Below are 24953 nucleotides of genomic sequence, written 5' to 3' on the forward strand. Positions count from 1 at the left end.
AAACCCTAACACCCCCATCACCACTGGTCGGGGCCCTGTGGGGGGAGTTTTTTGATATCGGTCGACGGGCTTGACATTTCCCGTCGATTCCAGGCTACGAGTTTTCCCGGGTTTATGGATTTCGCTTGCTTTTCCCTTGCGGGTGTGAGCACGCGCCTTCTTGTGTCGCGTTTTCGTGCTCACACTTTTCGCGCGTTGGCAAATTCCCTACCGGGTGCGGGGGGACGCGCCGGGTGACTCCGTGCCGGTGTCCGGGGGCGGTGTCGTCCCGCCGGCGCCGCTCCGCCTCCGGTCCCCGTGGCCGGGCCACCAGGCCGCGTGGCCGATCAGGGCCGTCAGCGCCGGGGTGAAGATCATCGCCATGACGAAGGCGGCGATGAGGATGCCGAAGGAGAGGGAGAAACCCATCTGCGAGAGCGTCGAGTTGCCCGCGAGCATGAGCGTCGCGAACGTGCCCGCGAGGATCACGCCCGCCGAGCCGATCGTCGGCCCCGAGTGGCGTACCGCCGTGCCCGCCGCGTCGTGCGGGGTGCGGCCCTCGCGGGCCTCCTCGCGCAGCCGGGACACCATGAGGATGTTGTAGTCCGTGCCGAGCGCGACGACGAACAAGTACATGATCACCGGCAGCATGAACATCAGCCCGGGCTGGCTGCCGATCTGCTGGAAGATCAGCGAGGTGGCACCGAGCGTGGCGCCGAAGCCGAGCGCGACGGACAGCATGAGGTACCAGGGCGCCACCAGGCTGCGCAGCAGCAGGCCGAGGATCACCATGATGGCCAGTGCCGCCACCGGGAAGACCACCGAGTAGTCGCGGTCCACCGCCTTGTTGATGTCCACGTACACCGCCGTCGTGCCGCCGACGAGCGCCTGGGTGCCGGCCGGTGCCTGCTCGTGCGCCGTGGGCCGCAGCCTGTCCTTGACGGTCGCCAGCGCGTCGTCGGAGGCGGGCGGGTCCGAGAGGATCACCGAGTACGAGGCGGTCGTGCGGTCCGGGCTGGGACGCGGCGGCCCCACCTCGCCGACGCCCGGGACGTCCGAGAGCCGCTTGCGGAAGGCGGCGGCCTGCTCGGGCGGCACCGGCCGGTCCGTCGTCGAGCTCAGGTACACCGAGGTCGGGTCGGTGGTGCCCGCGGGGAAGCCCTTCTGGAGGTCGTCCAGGGCGACCATCGACTCCTTGTCCTTGGGCAGCGAGGACCCGGCGAGGTCGAAGTTGGCGCGGTAGCCGAGCGCGCCGAGCGTGAGCGCGCCCATGAACAGCGCCGACACCAGCGCCCACACGGCGGGCTTGCGGGCGATGGCCGCGCCGAGCCGGGCGAACCCGGTGCCGTGCGGCTCGCGCTGCCAGGACTTCGAGGGCCAGAACACCTTCGTGCCCAGGAGCGACACCACGGCGGGGACCAGGGTGAGACCGGCGAGCAGCGTCACGAACACGGCGATGGCCAGGGCCGGGCCCATCGACCGCAGCATGCCCAGCGAGGACAGCGTCAGCGCGGCGAAGGCGACGATGACCGCGCCCGCCGCGGACGTGATGGCCTCGCCGACCCGCTCCACGGCGTGCACCATGCCGCTCTTGGGATCCTCGCCCGCCCGCAGCGCCTCCCGGTAGCGGAAGAGCAGGAACAGGATGTAGTCCGTGCCGACGCCGAACAGGACGACGGTCAGCAGCTCCTGGATGGAGGAGTCGGCCTTCATGTCGAAGGCCTTGTTGGCGGAGGCGATCAGGCCGGTGGCCATCGGCGAGATCAGACCGATCAGGACGACGGGCAGCAGCGCGATGATGGGGCTGCGGAAGATGACCAGCAGCAGCACGACGATGATCACGATCGTGCCGACGCCGACGAGCAGACCGGCCCGCTCGGACGCGTCGCTCTCGTCGAGGGCCTGCGCGGCGGAACCGGTGATCCCGGCCGTCAGACCGGTGCCCTTCAGCTCCGGCTTCAGGTCGTCCCGCAGCGTCTTCACCGCGTCCTGCTGGGCGGTGTCCTCCGGGTCGGTGATCTTCGGCATGGCGACGACCGAGGTCTGCACCAGCTTGTTCGGCGACACCTCGCCCGGCACGACGGCCTGCACCTCGGGGACCTTCCGGTCCTGGAGCTCCCGGGAGACGCGGCCCACCGCGGCGGAGTCGGCGGCCGTCAGCTTCCCGCCGTCGGAGCGCTGGAAGACGATGATCGCGCCGATGTTCTGCTGCTTGGGGAAGTCCTTCTCCTGCACGTCGGCGGCGCGGATGGACTCGTAGTGGTCCGGAAGGAAACTCGCCTCGTCGCTGCTGGAGGTGAGCTTCGGCGCCAGCGAGATCACCGCACCGGCCGCCACCACCCACGCCAGGATGATCCACCAGGGGCGGCGCACCACGAATCGGCCCAGGCCAGAGAACATCGGCTACTGCCTCTCCTCGCCCCCGAGGCACATCAGTCGTGTTCGCAAGGATCGGCCGGACCGGACGGCCCCGCCACTCGAGCCGACCCGTTCGGGTCGCTCGGGCACGGCGGGGCCGCCCGGGACGCCTCAGAAGTTGATCATGTGTCCGGCCAGGCCGTGCACGGCCTCCTTGACGGCCTCGCCCAGCGTCGGGTGCGCGTGGACGTTGCGCGCCACCTCGTGGACCGTCAGGTCCCACTGCTGGGCCAGGGTGAGCTCCGGCAGCAGCTCGGTCACGTCCGGGCCGATCAGGTGGGCGCCGATGATCTCGCCGTACCGCGCGTCGCTGATGATCTTGACGAAGCCGACGGTGTCGCCGAGGCCGTGCGCCTTGCCGTTCGCCTGGAAGGGGAACTTGGCGACCTTGACGTCGAAACCCTTCTCCTTGGCCTGCGCCTCGGTCCAGCCGAGGCTGGCGATCTGCGGCTGCGAGTAGGTCGCGCGCGGGATCATCGGGTAGTCGAGCTCCATCGTCTCGGCGTCCGCGAGGGTCTCCGCGGCCACGACCCCCATCGACTCGGCGGTGTGCGCCAGCATCAGCTTCGCGGTCACGTCACCGATGGCGTAGATGTGCGGCACGTTCGTCCGGCAGCGGCCGTCGACCTCGATCGCGCCGCGCTCGGTGAGGGCCACGCCGGTCGCCTCCAGGCCGAAGCCCGTGACGTTCGGTGCGAAGCCGATGGCCTGCAGGACCTTGTCGGCCTCCAGGACCTGCTCCTTGCCGTCCTTGCCCGTGACGGTCACCCGCACCTTCGCGCCGGACTCGTCGATCGACTCGACGCGCGTCGAGGTCAGCACGTCGATGCCGAGCTTGCGGTACTGCTTGGCCAGCTCCTTGGAGACGTCCGCGTCCTCCAGCGGCGCGACGCGGTCGAGGAACTCGACGATCGTGACCTTCACGCCGTAGTTGTGCAGGACGTACGCGAACTCGATGCCGATCGCGCCCGCGCCGGCGATCACGATGGACTCCGGCAGCGAGTCGGAGAGGATCTGCTCCTCGTACGTCACGACGCGCTCGCTGCGGCTCGTGCCGGGCAGCAGGCGGGGCGTGGCGCCGGTCGCGATGACGCAGTGGTCGAAGCCGATCGTGGTGGTCGTACCGTCGGACTTCGCCACCTGCAGCGTGTTCGCGTCCTGGAAGGTGCCCCGGCCGTCGAACTCCGTGATGCCGTTCTTCTTCATCAGGAAGTGGACGCCCTTGACGCGGCCGTCCGCGACCGTACGGCTGCGGTTGAACGCGTCGCCGTAGTCGAAGGTCACCTGACCGTCGACCTTGATGCCGTACGTCTTCTGCTCATGCGTGAAGAGGTGGGCCAGCTCGGCGTTGCGCAGCAGCGCCTTCGTCGGGATGCAGCCGACGTTGAGGCAGACACCGCCCCAGTACTTCTCCTCGACCACGGCCACCCGCTTGCCCAGCTGGGCGGCGCGAATGGCGGCTACGTAGCCGCCGGGTCCTGCTCCGAGCACGACGACGTCGAAGCGGTCTTCCATGGGGAGGTCCTCTCTGGGTGGTACGGATCCGGTGGTGCGGATGGCTCTCTGACACGATCATCCGTCATGCGCGGGGCCCGGCGGGCCGCGGGTGGGACACACCACACTCCGCCCCCCGGAGCATGTGCGAGGAAGGCTTCCGGTTACCGCCCCAATCCCCCTTTCCCGCAAGCGTGTTGGAGATTTCCCGGACGGTTCACCCGAACGTGGATCACCGGATAGTGTCCCGGCAAGGAACACGTTCCGTCAGGGCCACGGGAGAGGTGGAGAGCGCGCTGTGGAGAGTGAGAACCAGCCCGAGACGATGTCCATTCCCTACGACGTGCCGACCTCGGCCCGCGGGTACGGGTGGATGCTGGGCGGCAAGGACAACTACGAGGTCGACCGCAAGTTCATGCTCTCCACCGTGCCCTCGTTCCCCGAGGTCGTCGACATCTGCCGACAGAACCGGGAATTCCTCTACCGCGCGGTGCGCCACCTGACGCGCGAGGAGGGCATCCGCCAGTTCATCGACATGGGCTGCGGGCTGCCCACCGACAACAACGTCCACCAGGTCGCCCAGCGCTTCGCGCCGGACGCCCGTGTCGTCTACGTGGACATCGACCCGATCGTCCTCGCGCACGGCCGCGCGCTGCTCGCCGACGACTCCTCGACGACGGTCATCATGGCCGACATGCGCGACCAGGACGCGATCCTGGACCACCCCGACGTGGCACGCCTCATCGACTTCGACGAGCCCGTCGCCTCGCTCTTCCTGTCCGTGGGGCACCACCTCGTCGACGCCGACGACCCGCGCCGCGTCCTGCGCACCATCGTCGACCGCGCGGCGCCCGGCAGCTTCGTCGGCTTCTCGCAGGTCATCTGCGAGGACCCGGTCCGGGGCGCGACGATGACCGAGCACATCGCCGGCGGCGGCGTGCCGTGGCAGACGCGCACGCCCGCCGAGGTCGACGTGCTCCTGGAGGGCCTGGAGCCGGTGGCACCCGGCGTGGTGAACCTCGTCGACTGGCGTCCCGACCCCGACCAGCCGCCGCTCGCGCCGGTCGACCCCGACCTGGTGCCCTACCTCGGCGCGACGGCCACCAACAAGGAGATCTACGAGTACGGGGGAGTGCTCCGCAAGCCGGGGGCGTAGGTCCGCGGGTGCGGGCCGCACGGCGGGGCGTCCGAAACGTTCAAGCCGGGGGCCCGCGCCGGTGCCATGGTGGCCCCATGACCGCAGATCTCTCCGCCGCCGCCTCGTTCATGGCCACGCACGCCCGACTCCTCGACCGCCGGCGCTTCGCCCTGCTGCTCGGCGCCGCCGACACCGACGCGGTGCTCGCCGCCGTCGACGGCTACCGCAACCCGGACGGCGGGTACGGCTGGGGCCTGGAACCCGACCTGCGCGCGCCCGAGAGCCAGCCCGCGGGCGCGCTGCACGCCTTCGAGGTCTTCGAGGACATCGCTCCCGTGACCACCCCGCACGCGGTGCGGCTCTGCGACTGGCTGGAGTCCGTCTCTCTGCCCGACGGCGGGCTGCCGTTCGCCCTGCCCGTCGCCGACCCCAGCGGCTGCGCGCCGTTCTGGGCGCAGGCCGACCCGAAGACGTCCACGCTGCAGAGCACGGCGTTCGCGGCCGGCGTCGCCCTGCGGGTCGCCGCGCACGACCCGGCCGTCGCCGCCCACCCCTGGCTCGACCGGGCCACCCGGTACTGCCTGGCCGCCGTCGAGGCGATCGGCGACCGGCCGCACGCGATCGAGCTGTCGTTCGCGATCCGGTTCCTCGACGCCGCGTCCGACACCCGCGCGGAGGCCGGCGGCCTGCTGGACAGCCTGCGCCGGTTCATCCCCGACGACGGACTGCTGCCCGTCGCGGGCGGCGCGGCGGACGAAGTGATCCGTCCCCTCGACGCGGCCCCCGACCCCGGCCGTCCCGCCCGCGGTCTGTACGACCCGGCCGTCATCGACGCGGAACTCACCCGGCTGGCCGCCGGGCAGCAGGACGACGGCGGCTGGCGCGTCGACTTCGCCAGCTACTCCCCGTCCGCGTCCCTGGAATGGCGTGGCTACCGGACGGTGGGCGCGGTCTCGCTGCTCCGGCGCAACGCCCGCCTCTGAGCCGACGGCCGGGAGGCCCGGGGCGGGCGGGGGCGCCTCAGGCCGCCGGCCGCTCGGCCGTCGTGCGGCGGCGGAGGGCCGGGTCGGTCAGGGCCGGTGGGGTCCAGGCGCCGTCCGGCGGATAGAGGTCCGTGCCGGGCGGGACGATGGCGTCGATGCGGTCGAGGGCCGCGTCGTCCAGGGTCACCGAGGCGCCCTTGAGCGTGGCGCGGAGCTGCTCCATCGTGCGCGGACCGATGATCACCGACGTGACGGCGGGGTGGGCGAGCGGGAAGGCGGTCGCCAACTCCGGCAGCGTGCAGCCGACTTCCCCGGCCACGGCCACGAGCTGCTCGACGGCCGCCAGCTTCGCCGCGGTCCGCGGCGCGGACGGATCGAAGCGGTCCGGGTTGAGGGTCGGGCGCCCCGAGCTCAGGTCGAGGTCCTGGCCCTCGCGGTAGCGCCCGGTCAGGAAGCCCGAGGCCAGCGGGCTCCAGGTCAGCATCCCCATGCCCAGGCGCCGCGTCACCGGCAGCACGTGCCGCTCGATGCCCCGGGCGAGCAGCGAGTAGGGCGACTGCTCGGTGCGGAACCGCTGCAGCCCGCGCCGGTCCGCGACGTGGTGCGCCTCGACGATCTCGTCCGCCGGGAACGTGGAGCAGCCGAACGCCCTGATCTTGCCCTGGCGCACCAGGTCGGTCAGGGCGGAGAGCGTCTCCTCGACGTCCGTCGTGTGGTCGGGACGGTGCACCTGGTACAGGTCGATCCAGTCCGTACCGAGCCGCCGCAGACTGTCCTCGACCTCGCGCACGATCCAACGCCGGGAGTTGCCGCCCCGGTTGGGCCCGTCGCCCATCGGGAAGTGGACCTTGGTCGCGAGGATCACGTCGTCGCGCCGCCCCCGCAGCGCCTTCCCGACGATCGTCTCCGACTCCCCGGCCGAGTACATGTCCGCCGTGTCGACGAAGTTGATGCCCTCGTCCAGCGCGGCGTGGATGATCCTCGCGCAGTCCTCGTGGTCCCCATTGCCGACGAAGCCGAACATCATCGTGCCGAGGCAGTAGGTACTGACCTCCATGCCGGTCCCGCCCAGAACGCGGTAGCGCATACAACTCTCCTCGGATCCCACCGTCGTGAACGGCGTGACCTTACGGGCTGGAGTGCGCTCCAGGGCAAGCGGTTCGGCGGACCCGCACGGTGGGCCGCCCCAGGTGGGCGCGCCAAGGGGTGGTTGACCGGGAGCCCGGCCGCGCCCCACAATGACGACCATGATCCAGCACCTGACCGCCGCCGTACGGACGTTCGACGTTCCGTGGCGGTGCGGGTGTGAGCGATCGGGCCGCTAGCTGTCGGTACGGAGCCCGCTCCGCACGTCCGCCCCACCCGTTCCGCCTCCGAAGGATCACACCCATGACGGTCACCACCCCCGCCTCCCTGCGTCCCGCGCAGGTCCCCGCCGACGGCATGTACGAAGGCCGCCGCACCCTGCGCCGCCTGCCCGACGGCTGGCAGGAGCGCCCCTACGAACTCCTCGACGTGGTGCCCCAGGGCCGCGTCATCGGCGCCGAGATCCGCGGTGTCGACCTCGCGCGCGAGCTGACGCCCGCGCTGCGCGCGGAGTTGAACCGCGCCCTGCTGGAGTGGAAGGTGCTCTTCTTCCGCGGCGCCGACCTCACCTCGGACCAGCAGCGCGCCTTCGCCCTCAACTGGGGCGAGCTGGAGAACAATCCGCTGCTCGCGCGCGGCTCCGCCGACGACGTCGCCCGGTTCGAGAAGGGCGGCGACGCCACCCCCACGTACGAGAACGTCTGGCACACCGACGTCACCTTCCGCGAACGGCCCGCGCTGGGCGCCGTGTTGCAGGTGCGCGAGGTGCCGCCGTTCGGCGGCGACACCATGTGGGCCGACATGGCGGCCGCCTACGACAACCTCCCCGACACCGTCAAGGTGCGCATCGACGACGCACAGGCCGTGCACGACTTCATCCCCGGCTTCGCCCGCTTCTACGGCCCCGAGAAGCTCGCCCCGCTCCAGGACCGCTTCCCGCCCGTCACCCACCCCGTGGTGCGCACGCACCCGGAGACCGGGCGGCGGATGCTCTTCGTCAACACCTCCTTCACCACGCACATCGTCGGCATGGAGCGCGCGGAGAGCGACCGGCTGCTCGGCTACCTCGTGCGCCAGGCGCACGTGCCGGAGTACCAGGTGCGCTTCCGCTGGCAGGCCGGGGACGTCGCCTTCTGGGACAACCGCGCCACGCAGCACTACGCGGTCGACGACTACGCGCCGCACCGCCGGGTCGCCGAGCGCGTCGCCATCGCGGGCGACCGGCCCTACTGACCCCGGCCCGGCGCCGACTGCCAGCGGACCTCGCCGTCCTGGACCACGTCCGTGGCGGCGAGACCCGCGGCCCGCGCGACGGCCGCGGACGCCGCGTGACCGGGGTGCACGTGCGCGACCACCGTGCGCACCGACCGCTCCGCCAGCCATGCCACCAGGCCCCGCGCGGCCTCCGACGCGAAACCGTGCCCCTGCCACGGCGTGCCGACCACCCAGGCGATCTCCGCGGACCCGTCCGCGCCGACGGTCGCCTGGACCGTGCCGATCAGGCACGCCCGTTCCCCGTCCCGGAGCTTCAGCACCCAGTTGCACCAGGAGACCCCCGGTTCGGGGGAGCCCGCGAGCATGCGCCGGTAGCGGGCGCGGAGAGCGTCGGCGTCGTCGGGGGCGCCGCCGATGAAGGTGTGCAGCGCGGGATCGCCCAGGACGGCGGCCATCTCCTCGGCGTGCCCGACGCGCAGCGGCAGGAGGTCGAGGCGGGCCGTGCGGATCTCGGTGGGGATCATGGACGCATTGTGCCGAGCCGCGCGGCGACGGCGGAAGCCGCCCCCACGAGCGCGTCGGCGATCTCCGGCAGCCGCTTCGCGGTGCGCGAGGTGGGGCCCGCCACCGCGATCACCCCGCGGAGCTGCCCGCCGACCAGGACGGGCCGCGCCGCGGCGGTCACGTCCGGCAGCGTCTCGCCGCGGTTGAAGGCCACGCCCGTGGCACGGACCTCGGCCAGTTCCGCCAGCGCCGCCCGGCACGCGTCGGGGTCGTGGATCAGCGCACGCACATAGCTCTCCCGCCACGCCTGCGCCCGGTGGGCGAGGAGCACCTTGCCCGCGCTCGGCGGGAAGAGCGGGCGGCGGGTGCGCAGCGGCGCCGAATAGCGGATGAGCTGCCGTGACTCGGCGGCGGTCGCGTACACCAGGGAGTCGCCCACGGCGGTGCCGAGCATGGCCGTCTCGCCGAAGCGGTCCCGCAGCGCCTCCAGCGCGGGCAGCGCGGCACCCGCGAGGTCCTGCGCGGGGCGCGGCAGCAGACTCCCGAGGGCCGGTCCCAGCCGGTAGACGCCGTCCGTCTCGACCAGATAGCCGGTCGAGACGAGCCCCTTCACCAGGCCGAACACCGACGACTTGGGGGCACCGAGGACGTCGGCGAGCTCCTGCATGCGGGCGCCGCCGCGCCGCGCGACGCACTCCAGGATGCCCGTCACCCGGCTGACGGTCCGGTGCTCCTTGGGCGCGGCCCCTTCGCTCACGGTCCGACTCCCCTTCGACGGGCGGCTGGTAACCGGCGGGTGCCGCGCGACGGTCGGTGGCCGCGCGGCAGGGACGCCCTTGACCGCTCGATCATACGGCTCCTAGCCTCACGCATATCCGGCTCGGCAATCGTATATACGAACTGGGGCAGTGATCCATGGACTTCGCGCCGACCGAGGAGCAGGAGGACATCCGCCGCGCCGTCGCGGGACTCGCCGCCCGGTTCCCCGACACGTACTGGGCGGACCACGACGAACGGGCGGCGTTTCCCCAGGAGTTCTACGACGCGTTCGCCGACGGCGGCTGGCTCGGCATCGCCATCCCCGAGGAGTACGGCGGGGGCGGGCTCGGCATCCAGGAAGCCGCCCTGCTCCTGGAGGAGATCGCCGCATCCGGCGCCGGCATGAACGGCTGCAGCGCCCTGCACCTGACCATCTTCGGCCTCAACACCCTGGTGAAGCACGGCAGCCCGCGCCTGCGCGAGGAGATCCTGCCGCGCGCCGCCGACGGCTCGCTGCACGTCTGCTTCGGCGTCACCGAACCCGACGCGGGCACGGACACCACCCGCATCGGCACCGTCGCCCGCCGCGACGGCGACACCTACGTGATCAGCGGCCGCAAGGTCTGGATCACCAAGGCGGGCCACTCCCAGAAGATGGTCCTCATCACCCGCACGGCGCCCCGCGACGCGCAACGGCCCACCGACGGCATGACGCTGTTCCTCGTCGACATCGACTCCGACGCGGTCCGGCTGCGGGCCATCCCGAAGATGGGCCGCAACGCCGTCGCCTCCTACGAAGTCGACATCGACGAGCTGCGGGTGCCCGCGAACTGCCGCATCGGGGAGGAGGGCCACGGCTTCCGCCATCTCCTCGACGGCCTGAACCCGGAGCGGATCCTGCTCGCCCACGAAGCGGTCGGCATCGGCAGGGCGGCCCTGCGGCACGCCGTCGACCACGCCCGCACACGGGTCGTCTTCGACCGTCCCATCGGCCGGAACCAGGGCATCGCCTTCCCGCTCGCCGAGGCCGCCACCCGCCTCGACGCCGCCGCGCTCATGGCGCGCAACGCCGCCTGGCGCTACGACCGGGGCCTGCCCTGCGGCAAGGAGGCCAACATGGCCAAGTGGCTCTGCGCCGACGCGGGGTACCGGGCGTCCGACCAGGCCGTGCAGACGCTCGGCGGCATGGGGTACGCCAAGGAGTTCCACGTCGAGCGGTACTTCCGGGAGGCGCGGCTGCTGCGCCTGGCCCCGGTCAGCCAGGAAATGATCCTCTCCTACGTCGCCCGTCACGTGCTGGGTCTGCCCAGGTCCTACTGATGAAGAGGTCCTCCCGATGACGACACCCTCCACCGCCCCCACCGGCGCCCTCGCCGGGATCAGGGTGCTCGACCTGTCCCGGGTCCTCGCCGGCCCCTACTGCGCGCAGATGCTCGCCGACCACGGGGCGGACGTCATCAAGGTCGAGCCCCCGGCCGGTGACGAGACCCGCGGCTGGGGGCCGCCGTTCGTCGCGCCGGACACCTCCGCCTACTACCAGAACCTCAACCGCGGCAAGAAGAACATCGTCGTCGACCTCGCCGCACCCGAGGGGCGGGAGATCCTCGACACCCTGCTGGGCGGGGCCGACGTCCTCGTCGAGAACTTCAAGGCGGGCACCCTCGCCAAGTGGGGCCTCCCCGACGACGAGGTGCGCCGCCGCTTCCCCGCCCTCGTGCACTGCCGCATCACCGGCTTCGGCACCGACGGGCCGCTCGGCGGACGGCCCGGCTACGACGCGGTCCTCCAGGCGTACGGCGGACTGATGAGCGTGAACGGCGAGGCCGACGGGCCGCCACTGCGCGTCGGCGTACCGGTCGTCGACCAGGTCACCGGGATCCTCGCCTTCTCCGGCATCCTGCTCGCCCTGCACGAACGCCACCGCTCCGGGCTCGGCCAGCTCGTCGACTGCACGCTCCTGGACACCGCGGTCAGCCTGTTGCACCCGCACTCGGCGTCCTGGCTCGCCGACGGCACCGTGCCCCGCCGCACCGGCTCCGCGCACCCCAGCATCGCCCCCTACGACTCCTTCGCGACCGCCGACGGGCCGCTGTTCGTCGCGGTTGGCAACGACCGGCAGTTCACCGCGTTCACGGACGTCCTGGGGGTGCCGGAGCTCGCCGCCGACCCGCGCTTCCGGACCAACCCGGACCGCGTACGCCATCAGAAGGAGCTGCGCGCCGCCCTGGAGCAGCCTGTCGCGGCCCGGCCCCGCGCGGAACTCGCCGCGCTCCTGACGGCCCGGGGCATCCCCGCCTCACCCGTGCACGACGTCGCCGAGGCGCTGACGTCCCCGCAGGTGCGCCACCGCGGGCTGGTCGTCGAGGGCGGCTCCTACCGGGGGCTCGCCTCGCCGGTGTCCCTCTCCCGGACACCCGCGCGGGTGCGCCCCGAGGTGCGGGGCGCGGGGGCGGACACCCGCGAGATCCTCGCGGAGGGCGGGCTCGACGGCCGGGCTGTCGAGGAGGCCGTGGCGTGCGGTGTCGTCCGCGCGCCGGACGGGCCGGGGCCCGAGGGCGGCCCGGCATGATCCGGAGGCCGCCGACCCGTCGCGACCTGCTCAACTACGCCCCGCGCGCCTGACGTTCACCCGGCGGCCCCGACGTTACGCCGCAGGACCGCCCGCCGCCCGGGACACGACGGAGACGCAGGGCGCTCACGCCACGTCGTAGACGTCGAGCCGCCCGCACATCCCGAACCGGCCCCGCTCGACGGGCTGTTCTGCGCGGACCACGGCGTGCGCCAGGTAGTCGGCCTCGCCGCGCTCCAGCCGGTCGAGCTGCGCGGCGGTCGTCCCGGCCGCCGCCGCGGCGCCCGCCCGCCACCGCTCCCGCCACTGCGCAGCGAGCGGCCGGACCAGGGCGAGCGCCGCCCGGTGGAAGGCCGCCAGCGGCTCCGGGTCGCCGGCCTCGGTGGCCGCGCGGAGCGCCGTGAAACCCTCGACGGCCAGGTCGCGACGGCGGCGGGCCGCCGCCGCCAGGTCCGCCTCGTTCCCGTCAGCGGGCAGGGTGACGGCGGCGCGATAGGCGGCCGGGTCGGCGAGCAGGCGCGGCGGCAGGGTCAGGACGGCGTCCCCGGCCTCCGGGAGCCCGCAGTTCTGCATGAGGACGTGGAGGGTCAGTTCGCCGTCGCTGACCAGACGGTGGATGGTGCCCGGCGTGAACCAGACCAGGGCGCCGGGGGAGAGGGGCGTTTGCCGGAAGCCGTCGGCGGTCAGGGTCTGCACGGAGCCGCTCCCGCCGGTCACCGCGTACCCCTCCGAACAGGTCAGGTGCAGATGGGGAGTTCCGCCGCGCAGGCCGTCGGCGGCCGGCCAGTCGTAGACGCGCAGCCGCGACACCCCGATACCACCGGGGAGGCCTGCGTAGGGGCTGGGGCGGGGGGCTTCCCGCGGTGCGGGCGCGGCGGGCTGGTTCACCGTGGACTCCTCGCGACGTCGGCCGACGGGCGGCTGCTTCTGGGGCGGCGGCGCCGGCGGTCCGGCCACCGCCGTGGCGACGGGGACGACACTACGGCCCCCGGTGTCACCCGACACCGGGGGCCGCCCCGCGTTCCGGCCGCCTTCCCCCACGAAAGGTGACCGGAACTTCCCTTTTTGAGTGTGGTTCAGAGGTGGTTCCGTCAGAAGGTCAGCGCGGCACCCTGCCCGAGGCCGGCCTGCATCTCGCAGCGGTTGCCGAAGGTGGCGGACCAGCTGACGTGCCGGCCGTTCCAGACGCCGCCGACGCTCACGGTGACCGGACGCCACTCCTTGGTACACGCCACGGTGGGCTCCGCGGTCACGAGCATGCCGAACTGGCCGTTGACCTTGGTGAGTTCGGCACACGCGGCGGCGGCCGCCGGGTGGGTGCCCGCCGGGCGCGGCGCGCAGGTGAGCGTCACGGCGCGTTCCACCGTGGCGGAGGCGGCGTCCTCGCCCTGGCCGACCGTGAACACCAGGGCGGTGGGCGCGTAGAGGCTCTTGGTCTGCGGGGCCTGGGCCTGCGCGGTGCCTGCTGTCGCGGCGAGGACGCAGGCGGCCGCCGCGGTGGCGGTTCCCACGGCCTTGAGGGTGCGACGCATGGTGAACTCTCCTTCGAGTCGATGCGGTTGGTGACTGCGGTGAGGAGTCTTGCCGGTGCGGAGAGTGAGTGCCATGCGGATGGTCGATTTCCGGATGTGGGCGTCCGGTGAGCGGACTCGCACGATCGTTCGGGCAGCTCAGGGGCTGTGGGAGCGCTTCCGTTCCGACTGTCCAGTATGTGGACAGGTGGCATTGGTATAAGTCGGAACCAACTGCTGACCTGCGGGAATGGAAAATTGGTTCGCGCTTCGACGATCTGTATCGACCGGAAATCACCCCTGAACGGACCGCCGCATACGCTTTATTGACGTGCTGTTCGCTCCGCGGACCCCGGATTGGCATCCGTTCCCTCGGTGCTGATGAGGACGAGGGTGGCGTGCGCGTCGAGGCCCAGAGCCGCTCGCCGCTCGGCACGGCCCGCTCCGGTGAGGGCGGCGCGGACACCGGCCAGGGCCGCGGCCCCGCACGGGCCCGCGGCGACGCCCGATTCCGCCAGGTCACGCACGGCCGTCGCGGCGGCCGCGTCCGTGACCGCGGTCGCCGCGTCCAGACCGGCCCGCAGCACCGGCCAGGCGAGGGCGGAGGGCGTGCCGCAGTTCAGCCCGGCCATGGCCGTCACGCCGGTCGGCACGCTCGTGAGCCGCCCCGTGCGCAGGCTCTCCAGCACGCAGGCGGCCCCCACGGGCTCCACCGCGAGCAGAGCGGGCGCGGCCCGCCCGGACGGCCTGTCCCCGGACGCGGGCGCGCGCGATCCCCGGCTGCGGTAGTGCGTCACGGCGGCCTGGGCGAGCGATCCCACGCCCACCGGGACGGCGACCAGGCCGGCCGACGGCGCCCCCACCGCCTCCAGTTGGGCGTCGACCTCGGCGAACAGGGTCGCGTATCCCTCGACGATCAGCGAGGGAATCTCCTCGTACCCGTCCCACGCCATGTCCTGGACGAGGACCGCACCCGGCGCCGCGGCCGCCGCCCTGGCCCCGCTCACCGCCGCGTCGTACGACCCGGGTACGGCGGTGACCTCGGCGCCCTCGCCCCGGATGGCCGCCACTGCCGCCGGGTGCACGCCGTCCGGGACGAAGACGTGGGCCCGGCGGCCGAGTTGCCGGGCCAGCCGGGCCACGGCCCGTCCGTGGTTGCCGTCGGTGGCGGTGACCAACCGGACGGGGCGGTCGTCCACGGAGCGCGCGGTGCCGTCGTTCGCGCGGGGCGCGAGGATCCGGTCGATCGCCCAGGACGCGCCGAGCGCCTTGAAGGCGGGCAGCCCCAGCCGGGCGGACTCGTCCTTCACGAAGACGCGCGCCACCGCGAGTTCCCGGGCGAGGGCGGGCAGTTCGTGCAGTGCCGTAGGGGCGTAGCCGGGCAGCGCGGCGTGGAAGCGCCGGGCGTCCGGCGGGGGAGCGGCGCAGGTCCAGGCGCGCGCGGCGGGCCGGGCGTACCAGGGGAGGGGCGAGGGGGATCCGGTCGCGGGGCCGGTCTCTTGATCGATCACGGGACCAGCGTGCGGCCCGGCCCGGGTCCGGTCCAGTGCGCGCCGCCGGTCAGCCCCGGGAGAACGCCAGCACCGCCGCCAGGTTCATGGGCTGCCGCGTCGACACATAGACATAGGGCGCGCCGCCCCAGGCGTTCCGCAACTCGATGCGCAGCGCGGTCGGGACGTAGGAGCGCAGGAGCAGCAGCGCGTACGGATTGGCGCGGACGGTGCGCCACTCGAACGCCTCCCGCTCGTCGAGGATCTCCGTCGCGCCCAGGGCCTCGATGGGGATGGTCCGCCCGCCGACGACGAGAGAGCCCGGCGTCACGAGAATGCGCACGCTGCCGTGCAGATGGACGAGCACGGCGGACACGGAGATGCCGACGGCCGCCGCCGTCACCGCGGCGATCGGGCCGAAGGGGATCGCCCCCAGGGCGAGGCCGAATCCGCCCAGCGCGACAAGCCCCCACCAGGAGCGGGGGACGCTGAGCCGCTCTTCGTAGATGTGCATGCACGCATCCTGGCAGGCGGGCACGCGGCGGGCGGCGCTGGGTTGGTGTCCGGCGCGCCCCATCTGCGCGGCTCCGTCGAACTTTTGGCGCCCGCACAGGTCGGGAGGCAACTATGGGCCATGGATTTCCGTCATCCAAGGAAAAAGCGGGGCACGTGAGTTCGGATGCGTGCCCCGATTCATGTGATGACGAGGAGAGACACGTTGAGAGGTGTCGCACGAGTGGCGACCGCCGCGCTGGCGGTGCTCGCGCTCACGGCGGTGGCGCCGGGCGCGGCCCACGCCGGACCGGCCACCGACCCCCCGGTGTCCGCACCGCCCCCGGTCCCCGCGGCGGCGGGCAGTGACGGCGAGGGGCTGCCCGAAGGCTGGCGCACGGCGGGTGAGGGCAACGGGAAAGAGCTCGTGTGGGCCTCGCCCGACCCGGTGCCGGTGGGGAACGCGCGGGTCGAGTTCTACTCCGGAAACCGGCTCCTCGGACGGCCGGTGGCCGCGCAGGACCGGCGGTCCTTCCGGCTGCCGCTGAACGGGGCGCGCATCGGCCCCGCCGAGGAGCTGAAGGTCCTGGCCGCCGGGCGCCGCCTCGACGAGGACGGCGCCGATGCGCAGGCGCGCGGCCCGCGGCCCGCCCCGGGCGCGCAGGCCGCTCCGCGCCCGCCGACGAATGCCGTCGACCCGGGCGTGCCGGGCCGCTACCGCACGGTCAAGGGCACGTACACGCTTGACTCCGTGCGGCTGCCCGGCTTCCCGGAGCCTGTGGAGATGCGGGCCGACGTGGTCGGTCCCGCCGACGCGCCGGGGAAGCGGCCGCTGGCGCTGTTCCTGCACGGCCGCCACTACACGTGCTACGGCACGGGCGACGCGCAGGAGATGGGCTGGCCCTGCACGGGCGGCACGAAGCCGGTCCCCAGCCAGTCGGGTTACCAGCGTGCCCAGAAGCTGCTGGCCTCGCAGGGGTACGTCACGGTGTCCATCGCCGCGAACGGCATCAACGGCCAGGACGACCTGGCCGAGGACGGCGGCGCGCAGGCCCGATCGTCGCTGGTCCGCCAGCACTTGGCCCGCTGGGCGGAGTGGGCGCAGAAGCCGTCCACCGCTCCGGCCGCGGTGCGCGCGCTCGCCCCCGCCGACCTCTCCCGTGTCCTGCTGGTCGGGCACTCCCGCGGCGGCGAGGGCGTCAACCGGGCCGCGCTCGACAGCCTCACCCCGCCGCCCGCCGACCAGGACGGCTATCGCGGGCCGGTGCGCTGGAAGATCCGCGGCAACGTGCTGATAGGCCCGACCGTCTTCGGTCAGAACCCGGTGCCCGACGTGCCCTCCGCGACGATCCTGCCGGGCTGCGACGGAGACGTCTCCGACCTCCAGGGCGAGATCTACGTGGACGGGACGCGCGGCGTCAGCCGCGGCGCCGCCCTGCACAGCGCGGTGTACATGGTGGGCGCCAACCACAACTTCTTCAACAGCGAGTGGACCCCGGGGCAGTCGAAGGCCCCCTCCGAGGACGACTTCTCGTCCGACGACACCACGGACCGCGTCTGCTCCAAGGGCACCGCGACACGGCTGAGCGCCACCCAGCAGCAGGCCGCCGGCGCGACCTACATAGCGGCGGCGGCCCGGTTGTTCGTCGGCGGCGACGACCGGGTGCGCCCCCTCCTCGACGGCTCGAACCGCCGCGCCGCGTCGGCGGGCCCCGCCCGGGTGCTGACCCACGCGGTCGGCGCCCACCGTACGCAGGCCCTGCTGCCGAGCGCGTCGACCAAGGTCACGGGCGGCCGGCTGTGCGCCCAGGTGGACCCCCGCGACTCCCGCGCCTGCCTGCCCTCCGGCACGAACGGCGCCTCGCCCCACTTCGCGGGCTGGGAGGTCTCGCCCGAGCCCGGCCGTGACGCGGTGGCGCTGCGCTGGACGCGGGCGGGTGAACCGGCGCGGATCAGCCCGGCGCGCCCGTTCTCCCTGTCCGGCGCCAAGGACGTGGCGCTGCGCGTCATCGTGCCGCCCAACAGCACGGGCACCCGCCTCGACGTCTCACTCGTCGACGCCGCGGGCAAGCGGGCCAGGCTCGGCGGCGTCCGCGTCGACGGCCTCCCCGGCACCGGGCGCACCGCCTCCTACTGGGGTCGCGAGGTCCGCGTCCCGCTGTCGCCGTCGCTCCGCGACAAGCTCGACCTCACCCGGGTGAAGACCCTGGAGCTGACCCCGCGCACCCGCTCGGGCAAGGCCTGGCTGATGGACGCATGGGGCCGGCGCCCGGGCACCCCGGCCGTGCAGCCGGTCGCGCTGCCGCGCGTCGACATCGGCCGGCTGACGGTCGAGGAAGGCGACTCCGGAGTGCGCACGTACAACGTGCCGGTGCGCGTCTCGGGCCGGGGCAGCGGAACGGTCCGGCTGTTCGTTCCCGATCCGGGCACGGGCGCGAGCACGCACCGGACGGTGAAGGTCAGTCCGGGCACCCGTGTCGACGTGCCGGTCCAGGTGCGCGGGGACACCCGCTACGGCTACGACGTGCGGTACGACGCGCTGGCCAAGGCGGTGCGCGGCGCGGTGGTCGGCTCGCACCACGGCGGGGTGACGGCGAAGAACGACGATCCCATGCCGAAGGTGACGCTCGTACCCGTCAAGGACCGGGTCACCGAGGGCAAGACGCTGCGCTGGCGGATGACGCTGGCGGAGTCCGTCGACGTCGACGTGATGGGGGTCTTCGACTTCCGGCCGGTCGACGGCGGCAAGGAGCTCTCGACGCTGGACGTGGACCCGCGCTGGCTGAGGGCCCAGTTCGGTGCGAAGCCCCGTCCGGAGCGGAAACTGTCCACGGTGGCGAAGGACATGGGCCTGTTCGTGACCGTGCCCGCCGGGAAGAGGACCGTCGAGGTGAGCGTGCCCACCATCAAGGACGCGGTGCGTGAGCCGGACGAGTTCGTGAAGGGCCGGCTCTCCGTGTACGACGACCGCTGGAACCCGCAGCCGGACGGCCCGACGGTCAAGGGAACGGTGCGCGACGCTTCGTAGCGGGAGCGATCTCGCCCAGTGAAGGCAGGCGCCTGAGGGCAGGCGCCCGGTGACGGAGGGGTCCCTCTCCTCCGCCCGCGGCGTCCGCCCTCCGCGTCACTCCGTGAGCCGCGCCCGGGCCAGGGAGGCCGCCTGCTCGACCGCGTCACCCGCCGCGCACGGCACGTCGGGACGTACGCCCGTGCCCTCCCAGTTGGTGCCCGAGACGGGATTGACCGCCCGGCCCACCGGGATGGACGCCTCCACGTGGGGATGCACGGTCCAGCCCCCGCGCGGATGGGCCCCGCCGACGGTCGTCTCGCCGACGACGACGGCCCGCCCCAACTGTTGGAGGTCGTAGGCCAGTTCCTCGGCCGCCGAGAAGGTCGTGCCGCTGGTCAGGACGTAGAGCGGCTTGCTGCCGCCGAACCGGGCGCCGGGCACGTGCGCCGGACTCCAGGACTGCTCGACACGCTCGCCCTCGCGCCAGTACATGGAATTGAGATGGGTGCGCTCGTCGAGCAGGTACCCGCACACGAACGCGACCGCGTCCGGGTCGCCGCCCGTGTTGGCGCGCAGGTCGATGATCAGTGCCCCGGCGCGTGCGACCAGATGGAACGCGGCGCTCAGCACCTCCGCCGACCAGTCCAACGGGAAGAGCTTCGAGGACAGTTCGACGAGGGCGACCCCGCCCTCCCGCAACTCCACCCGGGGGACGCCGCCCAGCGTGGCGTCGAACTCCTCGCGCATCGCCGCCAGGACGGCGGCGCCCTGCTCCTCCGGCACCGGCTGGGCGTGGTGCTTGAGCCGCAGGTGCCGGTCGCCGTTGAGCGACTGCAGGTCGTCCGTGACCAGTCGGGCCAGTTCGGCGGGGTCCGTGACGTCGTACGCCCCGTCGGCCAGGCGGCGCCGCAGGAGCGGGGCGAGCTCCTCGGCGATCTCGGGGAACGTGTAGTGATCCAGCAGGAGTTGGGCGGTCTGCTCGACGGCGGCGGTGAGGGCGGGCTGCTGTGTGGCGGTGGTCATGACAGGGGAGTAGAGCAGCCCACTTCCCAAAGCGTCAAGAACATTGGACACTTGATGCATGTCCGAGGAGAAGAACCCGCCCCAGTCGCCCCCGCGGAGCCCGGTGTTCGAGGTCGAGTCGCCGGAGCAGCACGCCGCCCTGGCCCATCCCCTGCGCCAGCGGCTCCTCTTCGTGCTGAACCAGCAGCCGTCCACCATCAGCCAGTTGGCGGCACAGCTGGCCACCGGCAAGGGGAACGTGTCCCATCACCTCAAGGTGCTGCGCACCGCCGGACTCGTGCACGTCGCCGAGACCCGCAAGGTCAGGGGCGGCACCGAGCAGTACTACCAGCGTTCGGCCGAGCGTCTGTCCGTCGCCGAGCCGCAGGCCGCGGGGACCGCCGCGATGCTCGGCGCGGTGGCCCAGGAACTGGACCGGTCTCCGCAGACGGCCCTCTCCCTGCGCCACGTGCGCCTCAGCGCCGAGAAGGCGCGGGAGCTCGCCGAGACGCTCGTCCGCCTGGTCGACGAGGCGGCGGACGAACCGGACGAGCCGTCGGTGCACGGGGTGCTCGTGGCGCTGTACGAGCAGGTGCGGCCGACGGGCACCGACTGACCGGCCGGCCGCCGGACCGGCGGGCCGCACCGAAAGGCCACACCGGCGGGGCCGCACCGACAGGCCGGTGCGGCCCCGCGCGCCGTCGCTCCGTATGGTTCTGCCATGACCACCCCCTCAACAGGCCCTGAACTGCAGCTTCTTCGGCCCGATCATGCACCCGCGCTGCTCTCCTTCGAGGAGGCGAACCGCGCCTACTTCGCCGCCGTGGTCCCCGACCGCGGGGACGCCTACTTCCGCGACTTCGAGGCCCGCCACGCGGCCCTGCTCGCCGAGCAGGCCACGGGGGACTGCTTCTTCCATGTGCTCGTCGGCGACGGGGGAGAGATCCTCGGGCGGGTCAACCTCGTCGACGTGGCGGACGGCGGCGCCGAGCTCGGCTACCGGATCGCGGAGAAGGCCACGGGGCGCGGGCTCGCGACCCGTGCCGTCCGACAGGTCTGCGACCTCGCCGTCACCGCGTACGGCCTGACCGGGCTGCGCGCCGGGACGACCTTCGACAACCCCGGCTCACACGCCGTGCTGCTGCGCACCGGATTCGTGCCCGGCGGCGAGATCCGGCTTGACGGCCGGCGCGGGACCCGGTACTCCCTGGCGCTCTGACGCCCGCTCCAGGAAGCGCAGGAGTTCGACGGGGAAGGGCAGTACGAGGGTGGAGTTCTTCTCGGCGGCGACGGCCACGACGGTCTGCAGGAGCCGGAGTTGGAGCGCGGCCGGTTCCTCCGCCATTTCATGGGCGGCCTCGGCGAGCTTCTTGGAGGCCTGCAGTTCGGCGTCGGCGTTGATGACCCGGGCCCGCCGCTCGCGGTCGGCCTCGGCCTGGCGGGCCATCGAGCGCTTCATGGTCTCCGGCAGGGACACGTCCTTGATCTCGACCCGGTCGATCTGCACGCCCCAGCCGATCGCCGGGGAGTCGATCATCAGCTCAAGGCCCTGGTTCAACTGCTCACGGTTGGACAGCAGATCGTCCAGGTCGCTCTTGCCGATGATGGACCGCAAGGACGTCTGCGCCATCTGCGACACCGCGAACCGGTAGTCCTCCACCTCCACCACCGCGTTGGCGGGGTCGACGACCTTGAAGTAGATGACCGCGTCCACCCGGACCGTGACGTTGTCCCGCGTGATGCCGTCCTGCGCGGGCACCGGCATCGTCACGATCTGCATGTTGACCTTGCGCATCCGGTCGATGCCCGGGACCACCATGGTGAGCCCGGGGCCGCGCACACTGCCCGCGAGCCGGCCGAGGCGGAACACGACGCCCCGCTCGTACTGCTTGATCACGCGCGCCGCCGCCATCGCGTAGAGCAGACAGGCGGAGCCGACCGCTGCGCCCGCCGTCAGCAGTTCCTGGACCATGGCGCGACCCCCTGACGTCCGAGTCGACCAGTTATTCAACGATATGCCCGAATGTGCCTCTGGGGCGAGCCTTCGGACGTCAGGGTTCGCGCGGTCCGGCATCAGTGCGTGCGGTCCGATGTCAGTGCGTGCGCTCCGATGTCACGCCGTACGCGGGCGCGACTCGTGCAGCCGCGTGTGGTAGCGGCCCTCGGCCTCGTGCCCGGCGGGGTCCTCGCCGGCGAGGGTCACCTGACGGAGCGCCTCGGCGCGCTCCTCGGGGCTGGTGAAGAGCCGCTGCGTGTAGGTGCGGGAGGTGTCCGTGACGGTGTCGAGGCCGTGCGCGGCCAGGGTGTCCGCGATGGGCCCGTACGGCACGGTCCGCAGGACGAAGGCGCTCACCCAGACCGGCAGCCGGGCGCTGTCGAGCAGGGCGTCGAAGGTGCGGTGCGTGATGTACCCGATCCCGCCGGTGACCGTGATCAGGCCGGTCCGGGCGACGGCGCGGCGCAGCTCCTGGCTGGGCGGGTGCCGTTCGAGGTTCTCCGCATACGCCTCGTCTAGCAGGCCCGCGTCCAGGGCGTAGCGGGTGGCGTTCTCCGCCGTGTCCAGGCCGATCACCGGCGAGGCGTCCGCGCGCCGCCTGGAGGCGTAGAACTCCTTGTCCCGCTCGACGAGTTCGGCCGGCGTGAGCGCCGCGGCCTCGTCCGAGGTGTAGTGCGCGTAGAGGTCGGCGAGCGTCAGGTCGTGGTTGAGCAGCGCCGCGTTGATCCCGTAGGAGCAGCACACGTCGAGGACCGTCACCGACCCCTCCGCCCCGGCCAGCCGGGCGCGCAGGTCGCGGGTGCGGCGGAAGACGGCCTGGGCGTGCTGCGGTATCTCGTACTCGTAGGGCGCCAGTGTCCGGAAGTAGGTGCGCGGGTCCGGCCGGTCGTAGATGTCGTCGAAACGGGTCTTGCCCGATGCGGTCCTTGTCCTGTGCCGGTCTGTGGCCATGGGGCACCTCCGGGAGCGGGGAACGGGTCTGGGGCTGACGTGCAGCTCTACCCGACCGGTGCACCCCCCGGTAGACCTCGTGGCGGTATCCGGCCACCGCACCGGCCCGCCGGGCGCCCCCGCGGACGCCCTTCTGGCTACCCTGAAGCCGATGTTCTCCTCCCAGGGTCCCACGCTGCGTGAGCTCGCCGTTCAGGCTCTCTCCTCCACCGAGCACGGGTACGACCTGCTCGCCCCGAAGTTCGACCGCACGCCCTTTCGTACGCCTGGCCGGTTCTTGGGGGCGGCGGCGGACGCCTTGCGCCCCCTCGGCCCCTTCGTGTCCGGCCTCGACGTGTGCTGCGGGACGGGTGCGGGCGTCGAGGCGCTGCTGCCGCTGTGCCGGGAGCGCGTGACGGGCGTGGACTTCAGCGCGGGGATGCTGGCGGCCGCCGAGCGGGCGGTGCCGGGGCCCGGTCCGGACGGTCCCGCGGTCGAGTGGGTGCGGGCCGACGCCCGGGCCCTGCCGTTCGCCGGCGGCTTCGACCTGGCCGTGAGCTTCGGGGCGTTCGGTCACTTCCTGCCCGCCGAGCGGCCCGCCCTCTTCGCCGGGGTGCACCGGGCGCTGCGCCCCGGCGGGATCTTCGCGTTCCCGATCGGCGCCCCGCAGTCCTTCGCCTCGCCCTGGTACTGGGCGCTGCTCGGCTTCGACGGCGTGATGCGCGCGCGGAACCTGCTGTGGCGCCCGCCGTTCGTCATGTACTACCGGACCTTCCCGCTCGGCGGGGTGCGCGCGGATCTCGTCGGCGCCGGGTTCGACGTGCGGCTGCGGCCCCTGGAGGAATTCGGGCGGGGCCGCGACGGCAGTCCCCGGTGGCGCCTGGTGGTGGCCACGAAGGCGTAGGGGCGCCACGGGGGTGCGGGCGGGGGCTAGGCGGTGCCGTCGGCCGCCGCCTGGAGCGCCGCCACGTCCAGCTTCTTCATGCCGAGCATCGCCTGCATGGCCCGCTGCGCACGCTCCGGGTCCGGGTCGGTGATCAGCTCGCCGAGCACGGCGGGCACGACCTGCCAGGACAGGCCGTACTTGTCCTTGAGCCACCCGCAGGGGCCCTCCTCGCCGCCCTCGGACAGCTTCGTCCAGTAGTGGTCGACCTCTTCCTGGTCGGCGCAGTCGATCTGGAAGGAGACGGCCTCGTCGAAGGTGAACTCCGGGCCGCCGTTGATCGCCGTGTAGGGCTGGCCGTCGAGGACGAAGTCCACGGTCAGGACGGTGCCGGCCGGGCGCGGGGCGCCTTCGCCGTAGTACGAGACGTTCTTGATCCCCGAGTTCGGGAAGACCGAGACGTAGAACGTCGCCGCCTCCTCGCTCTGCAGGTCGAACCAGAGGTTGGGCGTGATCCTGGGCATGGCGCTCTCCTGTCGCGTACGCGGCGGTCCTGTCCGCCCTTCATGTCTGCCTATGTGGACCGTCGCACCGCCGGGAACTCATCGCCACACGGTGACCGTTCCGGGTGGCCGGTGGGCCGGGTCAGCCGCCCTCCCGCACCCGCGGTTCACGGTCCAGGGTGATGCCGAACCGGTCGGCGTACGCCGCGAGCACCTCCGCCTCCGAGGCGAGCTCGGTGGTCTGCCGCTCGCCCTTGACGGTGGTGGTCAGGGTGCGGCCGCCGAGGGTCACCCGGCCGTCCTCGGTGAGCAGGGAGCACACCAGGGAGCGGGTGAAGTGGGAGTCCGGCGAGGTGCGGTGGTACCAGGCCCCCGCCCTGAAGTCGGCCAGCGCGCGCGGCCGCAGGTCGAGGAGGTACTGAGGCTTGCCGTCCTTGAGGACCTGGAGGTCCCCCTCCGCGGCCCCGACGAGGCGGAACGTGCCGCCGGGGTCGACCTGCTCGTCCGGGTCGCCGAACGCGAGCGGCAGGTGGCTGTGCGCGCCGAAGCCGACGTCCGCGAGCAGGTCGCCGCCGTCCTCGGTGCGTACGCGCAGGGCCAGGTGGTCATAGGGGATGCCGGGCCGCGCGTCGTCGTCGTACACCCGCGCCTGCAGGAGCGTCACGTCGAAGCCGAGCGCGGCGAGCAGGGCGGCGAACGCGCCGTTGAGTTCGTAGCAGAAGCCGCCCCTGCGGGCGTCCACGACCTTCGTCACCAGGGCCTTGTCGGTCAGCTCGATGTCCTGGCCGAGGTGGATCGAGAGATTCTCGAAGGGCACGCCGCGCAGATGTGCCAGGTGCAGGTCGCGCAGGGCCTGCGCGGTCGGGGCGGCGGGGCGGTCGGCGCCGATGCGCCGCAGGTAGGCGTCGATGCGTTCGGTGTCCATGGCCCCAGTCTGGTGGGCGCCGCGGACCCCGGCCACGGCCCCGGGACGGCCCCGGCACCGGCCGTG

The 24953-nt window shown here is 72.8% G+C and carries 23 protein-coding genes; 9 read left to right on the forward strand and 14 right to left on the reverse strand.

What is annotated here, in order from left to right; all coding sequences use genetic code 11:
• Positions 1–207: 207 nt before the first annotated feature.
• Together ACFYXE_RS29180 and lpdA are read right to left on the reverse strand one after the other, a co-directional pair.
• On the reverse strand, positions 208–2379 hold the full coding sequence (locus tag ACFYXE_RS29180; RefSeq protein ID WP_389317394.1) for an MMPL family transporter: 2172 nt from the start codon (positions 2377–2379) through the stop codon (positions 208–210).
• A gap of 129 nt (positions 2380–2508) precedes the next feature.
• Positions 2509–3912, reverse strand: coding sequence for a dihydrolipoyl dehydrogenase (lpdA, locus tag ACFYXE_RS29185; protein WP_389317397.1), 1404 nt, complete (start codon positions 3910–3912; stop codon positions 2509–2511).
• Between the two features lie 277 nt (positions 3913–4189).
• On the opposite strand from lpdA, the gene ACFYXE_RS29190 reads away from it, so the two are divergent.
• Positions 4190–5047 carry an SAM-dependent methyltransferase gene (locus tag ACFYXE_RS29190; protein ID WP_389317400.1) on the forward strand — a complete coding sequence of 286 codons (858 nt, stop codon included), beginning with the start codon at positions 4190–4192 and terminating at the stop codon, positions 5045–5047.
• Positions 5048–5124: 77 nt separating this feature from the next.
• Positions 5125–6012: a hypothetical protein gene (locus ACFYXE_RS29195; RefSeq protein WP_389317403.1), complete on the forward strand. Its 888-nt coding sequence runs from the start codon at positions 5125–5127 to the stop codon at positions 6010–6012.
• Between the two features lie 37 nt (positions 6013–6049).
• Here ACFYXE_RS29195 and ACFYXE_RS29200 read toward each other — a convergent pair whose 3' ends face one another.
• Positions 6050–7099: an aldo/keto reductase gene (locus ACFYXE_RS29200; protein WP_389317406.1), complete on the reverse strand. Its 1050-nt coding sequence runs from the start codon at positions 7097–7099 to the stop codon at positions 6050–6052.
• Positions 7100–7401: 302 nt separating this feature from the next.
• Here ACFYXE_RS29200 and ACFYXE_RS29205 point away from each other — a divergent pair, with 302 nt between their 5' ends.
• Positions 7402–8331 carry a TauD/TfdA dioxygenase family protein gene (locus ACFYXE_RS29205; protein ID WP_389317410.1) on the forward strand — a complete coding sequence of 310 codons (930 nt, stop codon included), beginning with the start codon at positions 7402–7404 and terminating at the stop codon, positions 8329–8331.
• Here ACFYXE_RS29205 and ACFYXE_RS29210 read toward each other — a convergent pair.
• Together ACFYXE_RS29210 and ACFYXE_RS29215 are read right to left on the reverse strand one after the other, a co-directional pair.
• Positions 8325–8837, reverse strand: coding sequence for a GNAT family N-acetyltransferase (locus ACFYXE_RS29210; protein WP_389317414.1), 513 nt, complete (start codon positions 8835–8837; stop codon positions 8325–8327). The genes ACFYXE_RS29205 and ACFYXE_RS29210 overlap by 7 nt on opposite strands.
• Positions 8834–9574 (reverse strand): IclR family transcriptional regulator, encoded by a 741-nt coding sequence (locus ACFYXE_RS29215; protein ID WP_389317417.1) that lies wholly within the window; start codon positions 9572–9574, stop codon positions 8834–8836. Before ACFYXE_RS29215 ends, ACFYXE_RS29210 begins: the two co-directional genes overlap by 4 nt.
• Before the next feature lie 158 nt (positions 9575–9732).
• Here ACFYXE_RS29215 and ACFYXE_RS29220 point away from each other — a divergent pair, with 158 nt between their 5' ends.
• Together ACFYXE_RS29220 and ACFYXE_RS29225 are read left to right on the forward strand one after the other, a co-directional pair.
• Positions 9733–10896: an acyl-CoA dehydrogenase family protein gene (locus ACFYXE_RS29220; RefSeq protein ID WP_389317420.1), complete on the forward strand. Its 1164-nt coding sequence runs from the start codon at positions 9733–9735 to the stop codon at positions 10894–10896.
• A 16-nt stretch (positions 10897–10912) separates the two neighbouring features.
• The gene (locus ACFYXE_RS29225; RefSeq protein ID WP_389317423.1) at positions 10913–12145 is read left to right on the forward strand and encodes a CaiB/BaiF CoA transferase family protein; all 1233 of its coding nucleotides are present in this window, start codon (positions 10913–10915) and stop codon (positions 12143–12145) included.
• A gap of 126 nt (positions 12146–12271) precedes the next feature.
• Here the strand turns inward: ACFYXE_RS29225 and ACFYXE_RS29230 are convergent, their stop codons facing one another.
• The 4 genes from ACFYXE_RS29230 to ACFYXE_RS29245 all read right to left on the reverse strand — a co-directional run bounded on the left by ACFYXE_RS29230 (position 12272) and on the right by ACFYXE_RS29245 (position 15660).
• Positions 12272–13033 carry a cupin domain-containing protein gene (locus tag ACFYXE_RS29230; protein ID WP_389317426.1) on the reverse strand — a complete coding sequence of 254 codons (762 nt, stop codon included), beginning with the start codon at positions 13031–13033 and terminating at the stop codon, positions 12272–12274.
• A gap of 203 nt (positions 13034–13236) precedes the next feature.
• Complete coding sequence (locus tag ACFYXE_RS29235; protein ID WP_361173313.1) at positions 13237–13677, reverse strand: subtilase-type protease inhibitor; 441 nt, start codon at positions 13675–13677, stop codon at positions 13237–13239.
• 302 nt (positions 13678–13979) lie between these two features.
• The gene (locus tag ACFYXE_RS29240) at positions 13980–15167 is read right to left on the reverse strand and encodes a diaminopropionate ammonia-lyase (protein ID WP_389317431.1); all 1188 of its coding nucleotides are present in this window, start codon (positions 15165–15167) and stop codon (positions 13980–13982) included.
• 49 nt (positions 15168–15216) lie between these two features.
• Positions 15217–15660, reverse strand: coding sequence for a DUF3093 domain-containing protein (locus ACFYXE_RS29245; RefSeq protein ID WP_361173316.1), 444 nt, complete (start codon positions 15658–15660; stop codon positions 15217–15219).
• 186 nt (positions 15661–15846) lie between these two features.
• Here ACFYXE_RS29245 and ACFYXE_RS29250 point away from each other — a divergent pair, with 186 nt between their 5' ends.
• On the forward strand, positions 15847–18666 hold the full coding sequence (locus ACFYXE_RS29250) for a hypothetical protein (protein ID WP_389317435.1): 2820 nt from the start codon (positions 15847–15849) through the stop codon (positions 18664–18666).
• Between the two features lie 96 nt (positions 18667–18762).
• Here the strand turns inward: ACFYXE_RS29250 and ACFYXE_RS29255 are convergent, their stop codons facing one another.
• The gene (locus ACFYXE_RS29255; protein ID WP_389317438.1) at positions 18763–19671 is read right to left on the reverse strand and encodes a S41 family peptidase; all 909 of its coding nucleotides are present in this window, start codon (positions 19669–19671) and stop codon (positions 18763–18765) included.
• A gap of 58 nt (positions 19672–19729) precedes the next feature.
• Here ACFYXE_RS29255 and ACFYXE_RS29260 point away from each other — a divergent pair, with 58 nt between their 5' ends.
• Together ACFYXE_RS29260 and ACFYXE_RS29265 are read left to right on the forward strand one after the other, a co-directional pair.
• Positions 19730–20266 carry an ArsR/SmtB family transcription factor gene (locus ACFYXE_RS29260; protein WP_389317441.1) on the forward strand — a complete coding sequence of 179 codons (537 nt, stop codon included), beginning with the start codon at positions 19730–19732 and terminating at the stop codon, positions 20264–20266.
• Positions 20267–20371: 105 nt separating this feature from the next.
• Positions 20372–20869 (forward strand): GNAT family N-acetyltransferase, encoded by a 498-nt coding sequence (locus ACFYXE_RS29265; RefSeq protein WP_389317444.1) that lies wholly within the window; start codon positions 20372–20374, stop codon positions 20867–20869.
• On the opposite strand, the gene ACFYXE_RS29270 is transcribed toward ACFYXE_RS29265, so the two are convergent.
• Together ACFYXE_RS29270 and ACFYXE_RS29275 are read right to left on the reverse strand one after the other, a co-directional pair.
• The gene (locus ACFYXE_RS29270; protein WP_389317447.1) at positions 20777–21622 is read right to left on the reverse strand and encodes a slipin family protein; all 846 of its coding nucleotides are present in this window, start codon (positions 21620–21622) and stop codon (positions 20777–20779) included. The genes ACFYXE_RS29265 and ACFYXE_RS29270 overlap by 93 nt on opposite strands.
• Positions 21623–21763: 141 nt before the next feature.
• Positions 21764–22597 (reverse strand): hypothetical protein, encoded by an 834-nt coding sequence (locus ACFYXE_RS29275; protein ID WP_389317450.1) that lies wholly within the window; start codon positions 22595–22597, stop codon positions 21764–21766.
• Between the two features lie 151 nt (positions 22598–22748).
• Between ACFYXE_RS29275 and ACFYXE_RS29280 the strand changes: the two genes are divergently transcribed.
• The gene (locus tag ACFYXE_RS29280; RefSeq protein WP_389317453.1) at positions 22749–23480 is read left to right on the forward strand and encodes a class I SAM-dependent methyltransferase; all 732 of its coding nucleotides are present in this window, start codon (positions 22749–22751) and stop codon (positions 23478–23480) included.
• Positions 23481–23506: 26 nt separating this feature from the next.
• Here the strand turns inward: ACFYXE_RS29280 and ACFYXE_RS29285 are convergent, their stop codons facing one another.
• Both ACFYXE_RS29285 and ACFYXE_RS29290 read right to left on the reverse strand, forming a co-directional pair.
• Positions 23507–23983, reverse strand: coding sequence for a VOC family protein (locus tag ACFYXE_RS29285; protein WP_361181211.1), 477 nt, complete (start codon positions 23981–23983; stop codon positions 23507–23509).
• A gap of 121 nt (positions 23984–24104) precedes the next feature.
• Positions 24105–24887, reverse strand: coding sequence for an arylamine N-acetyltransferase (locus ACFYXE_RS29290; RefSeq protein WP_361181210.1), 783 nt, complete (start codon positions 24885–24887; stop codon positions 24105–24107).
• Positions 24888–24953: the final 66 nt, after the last annotated feature.

The organism is Streptomyces sp. NPDC002564 (assembly GCF_042889645.1).
Classification (GTDB): Bacteria; Actinomycetota; Actinomycetes; order Streptomycetales; family Streptomycetaceae; genus Streptomyces.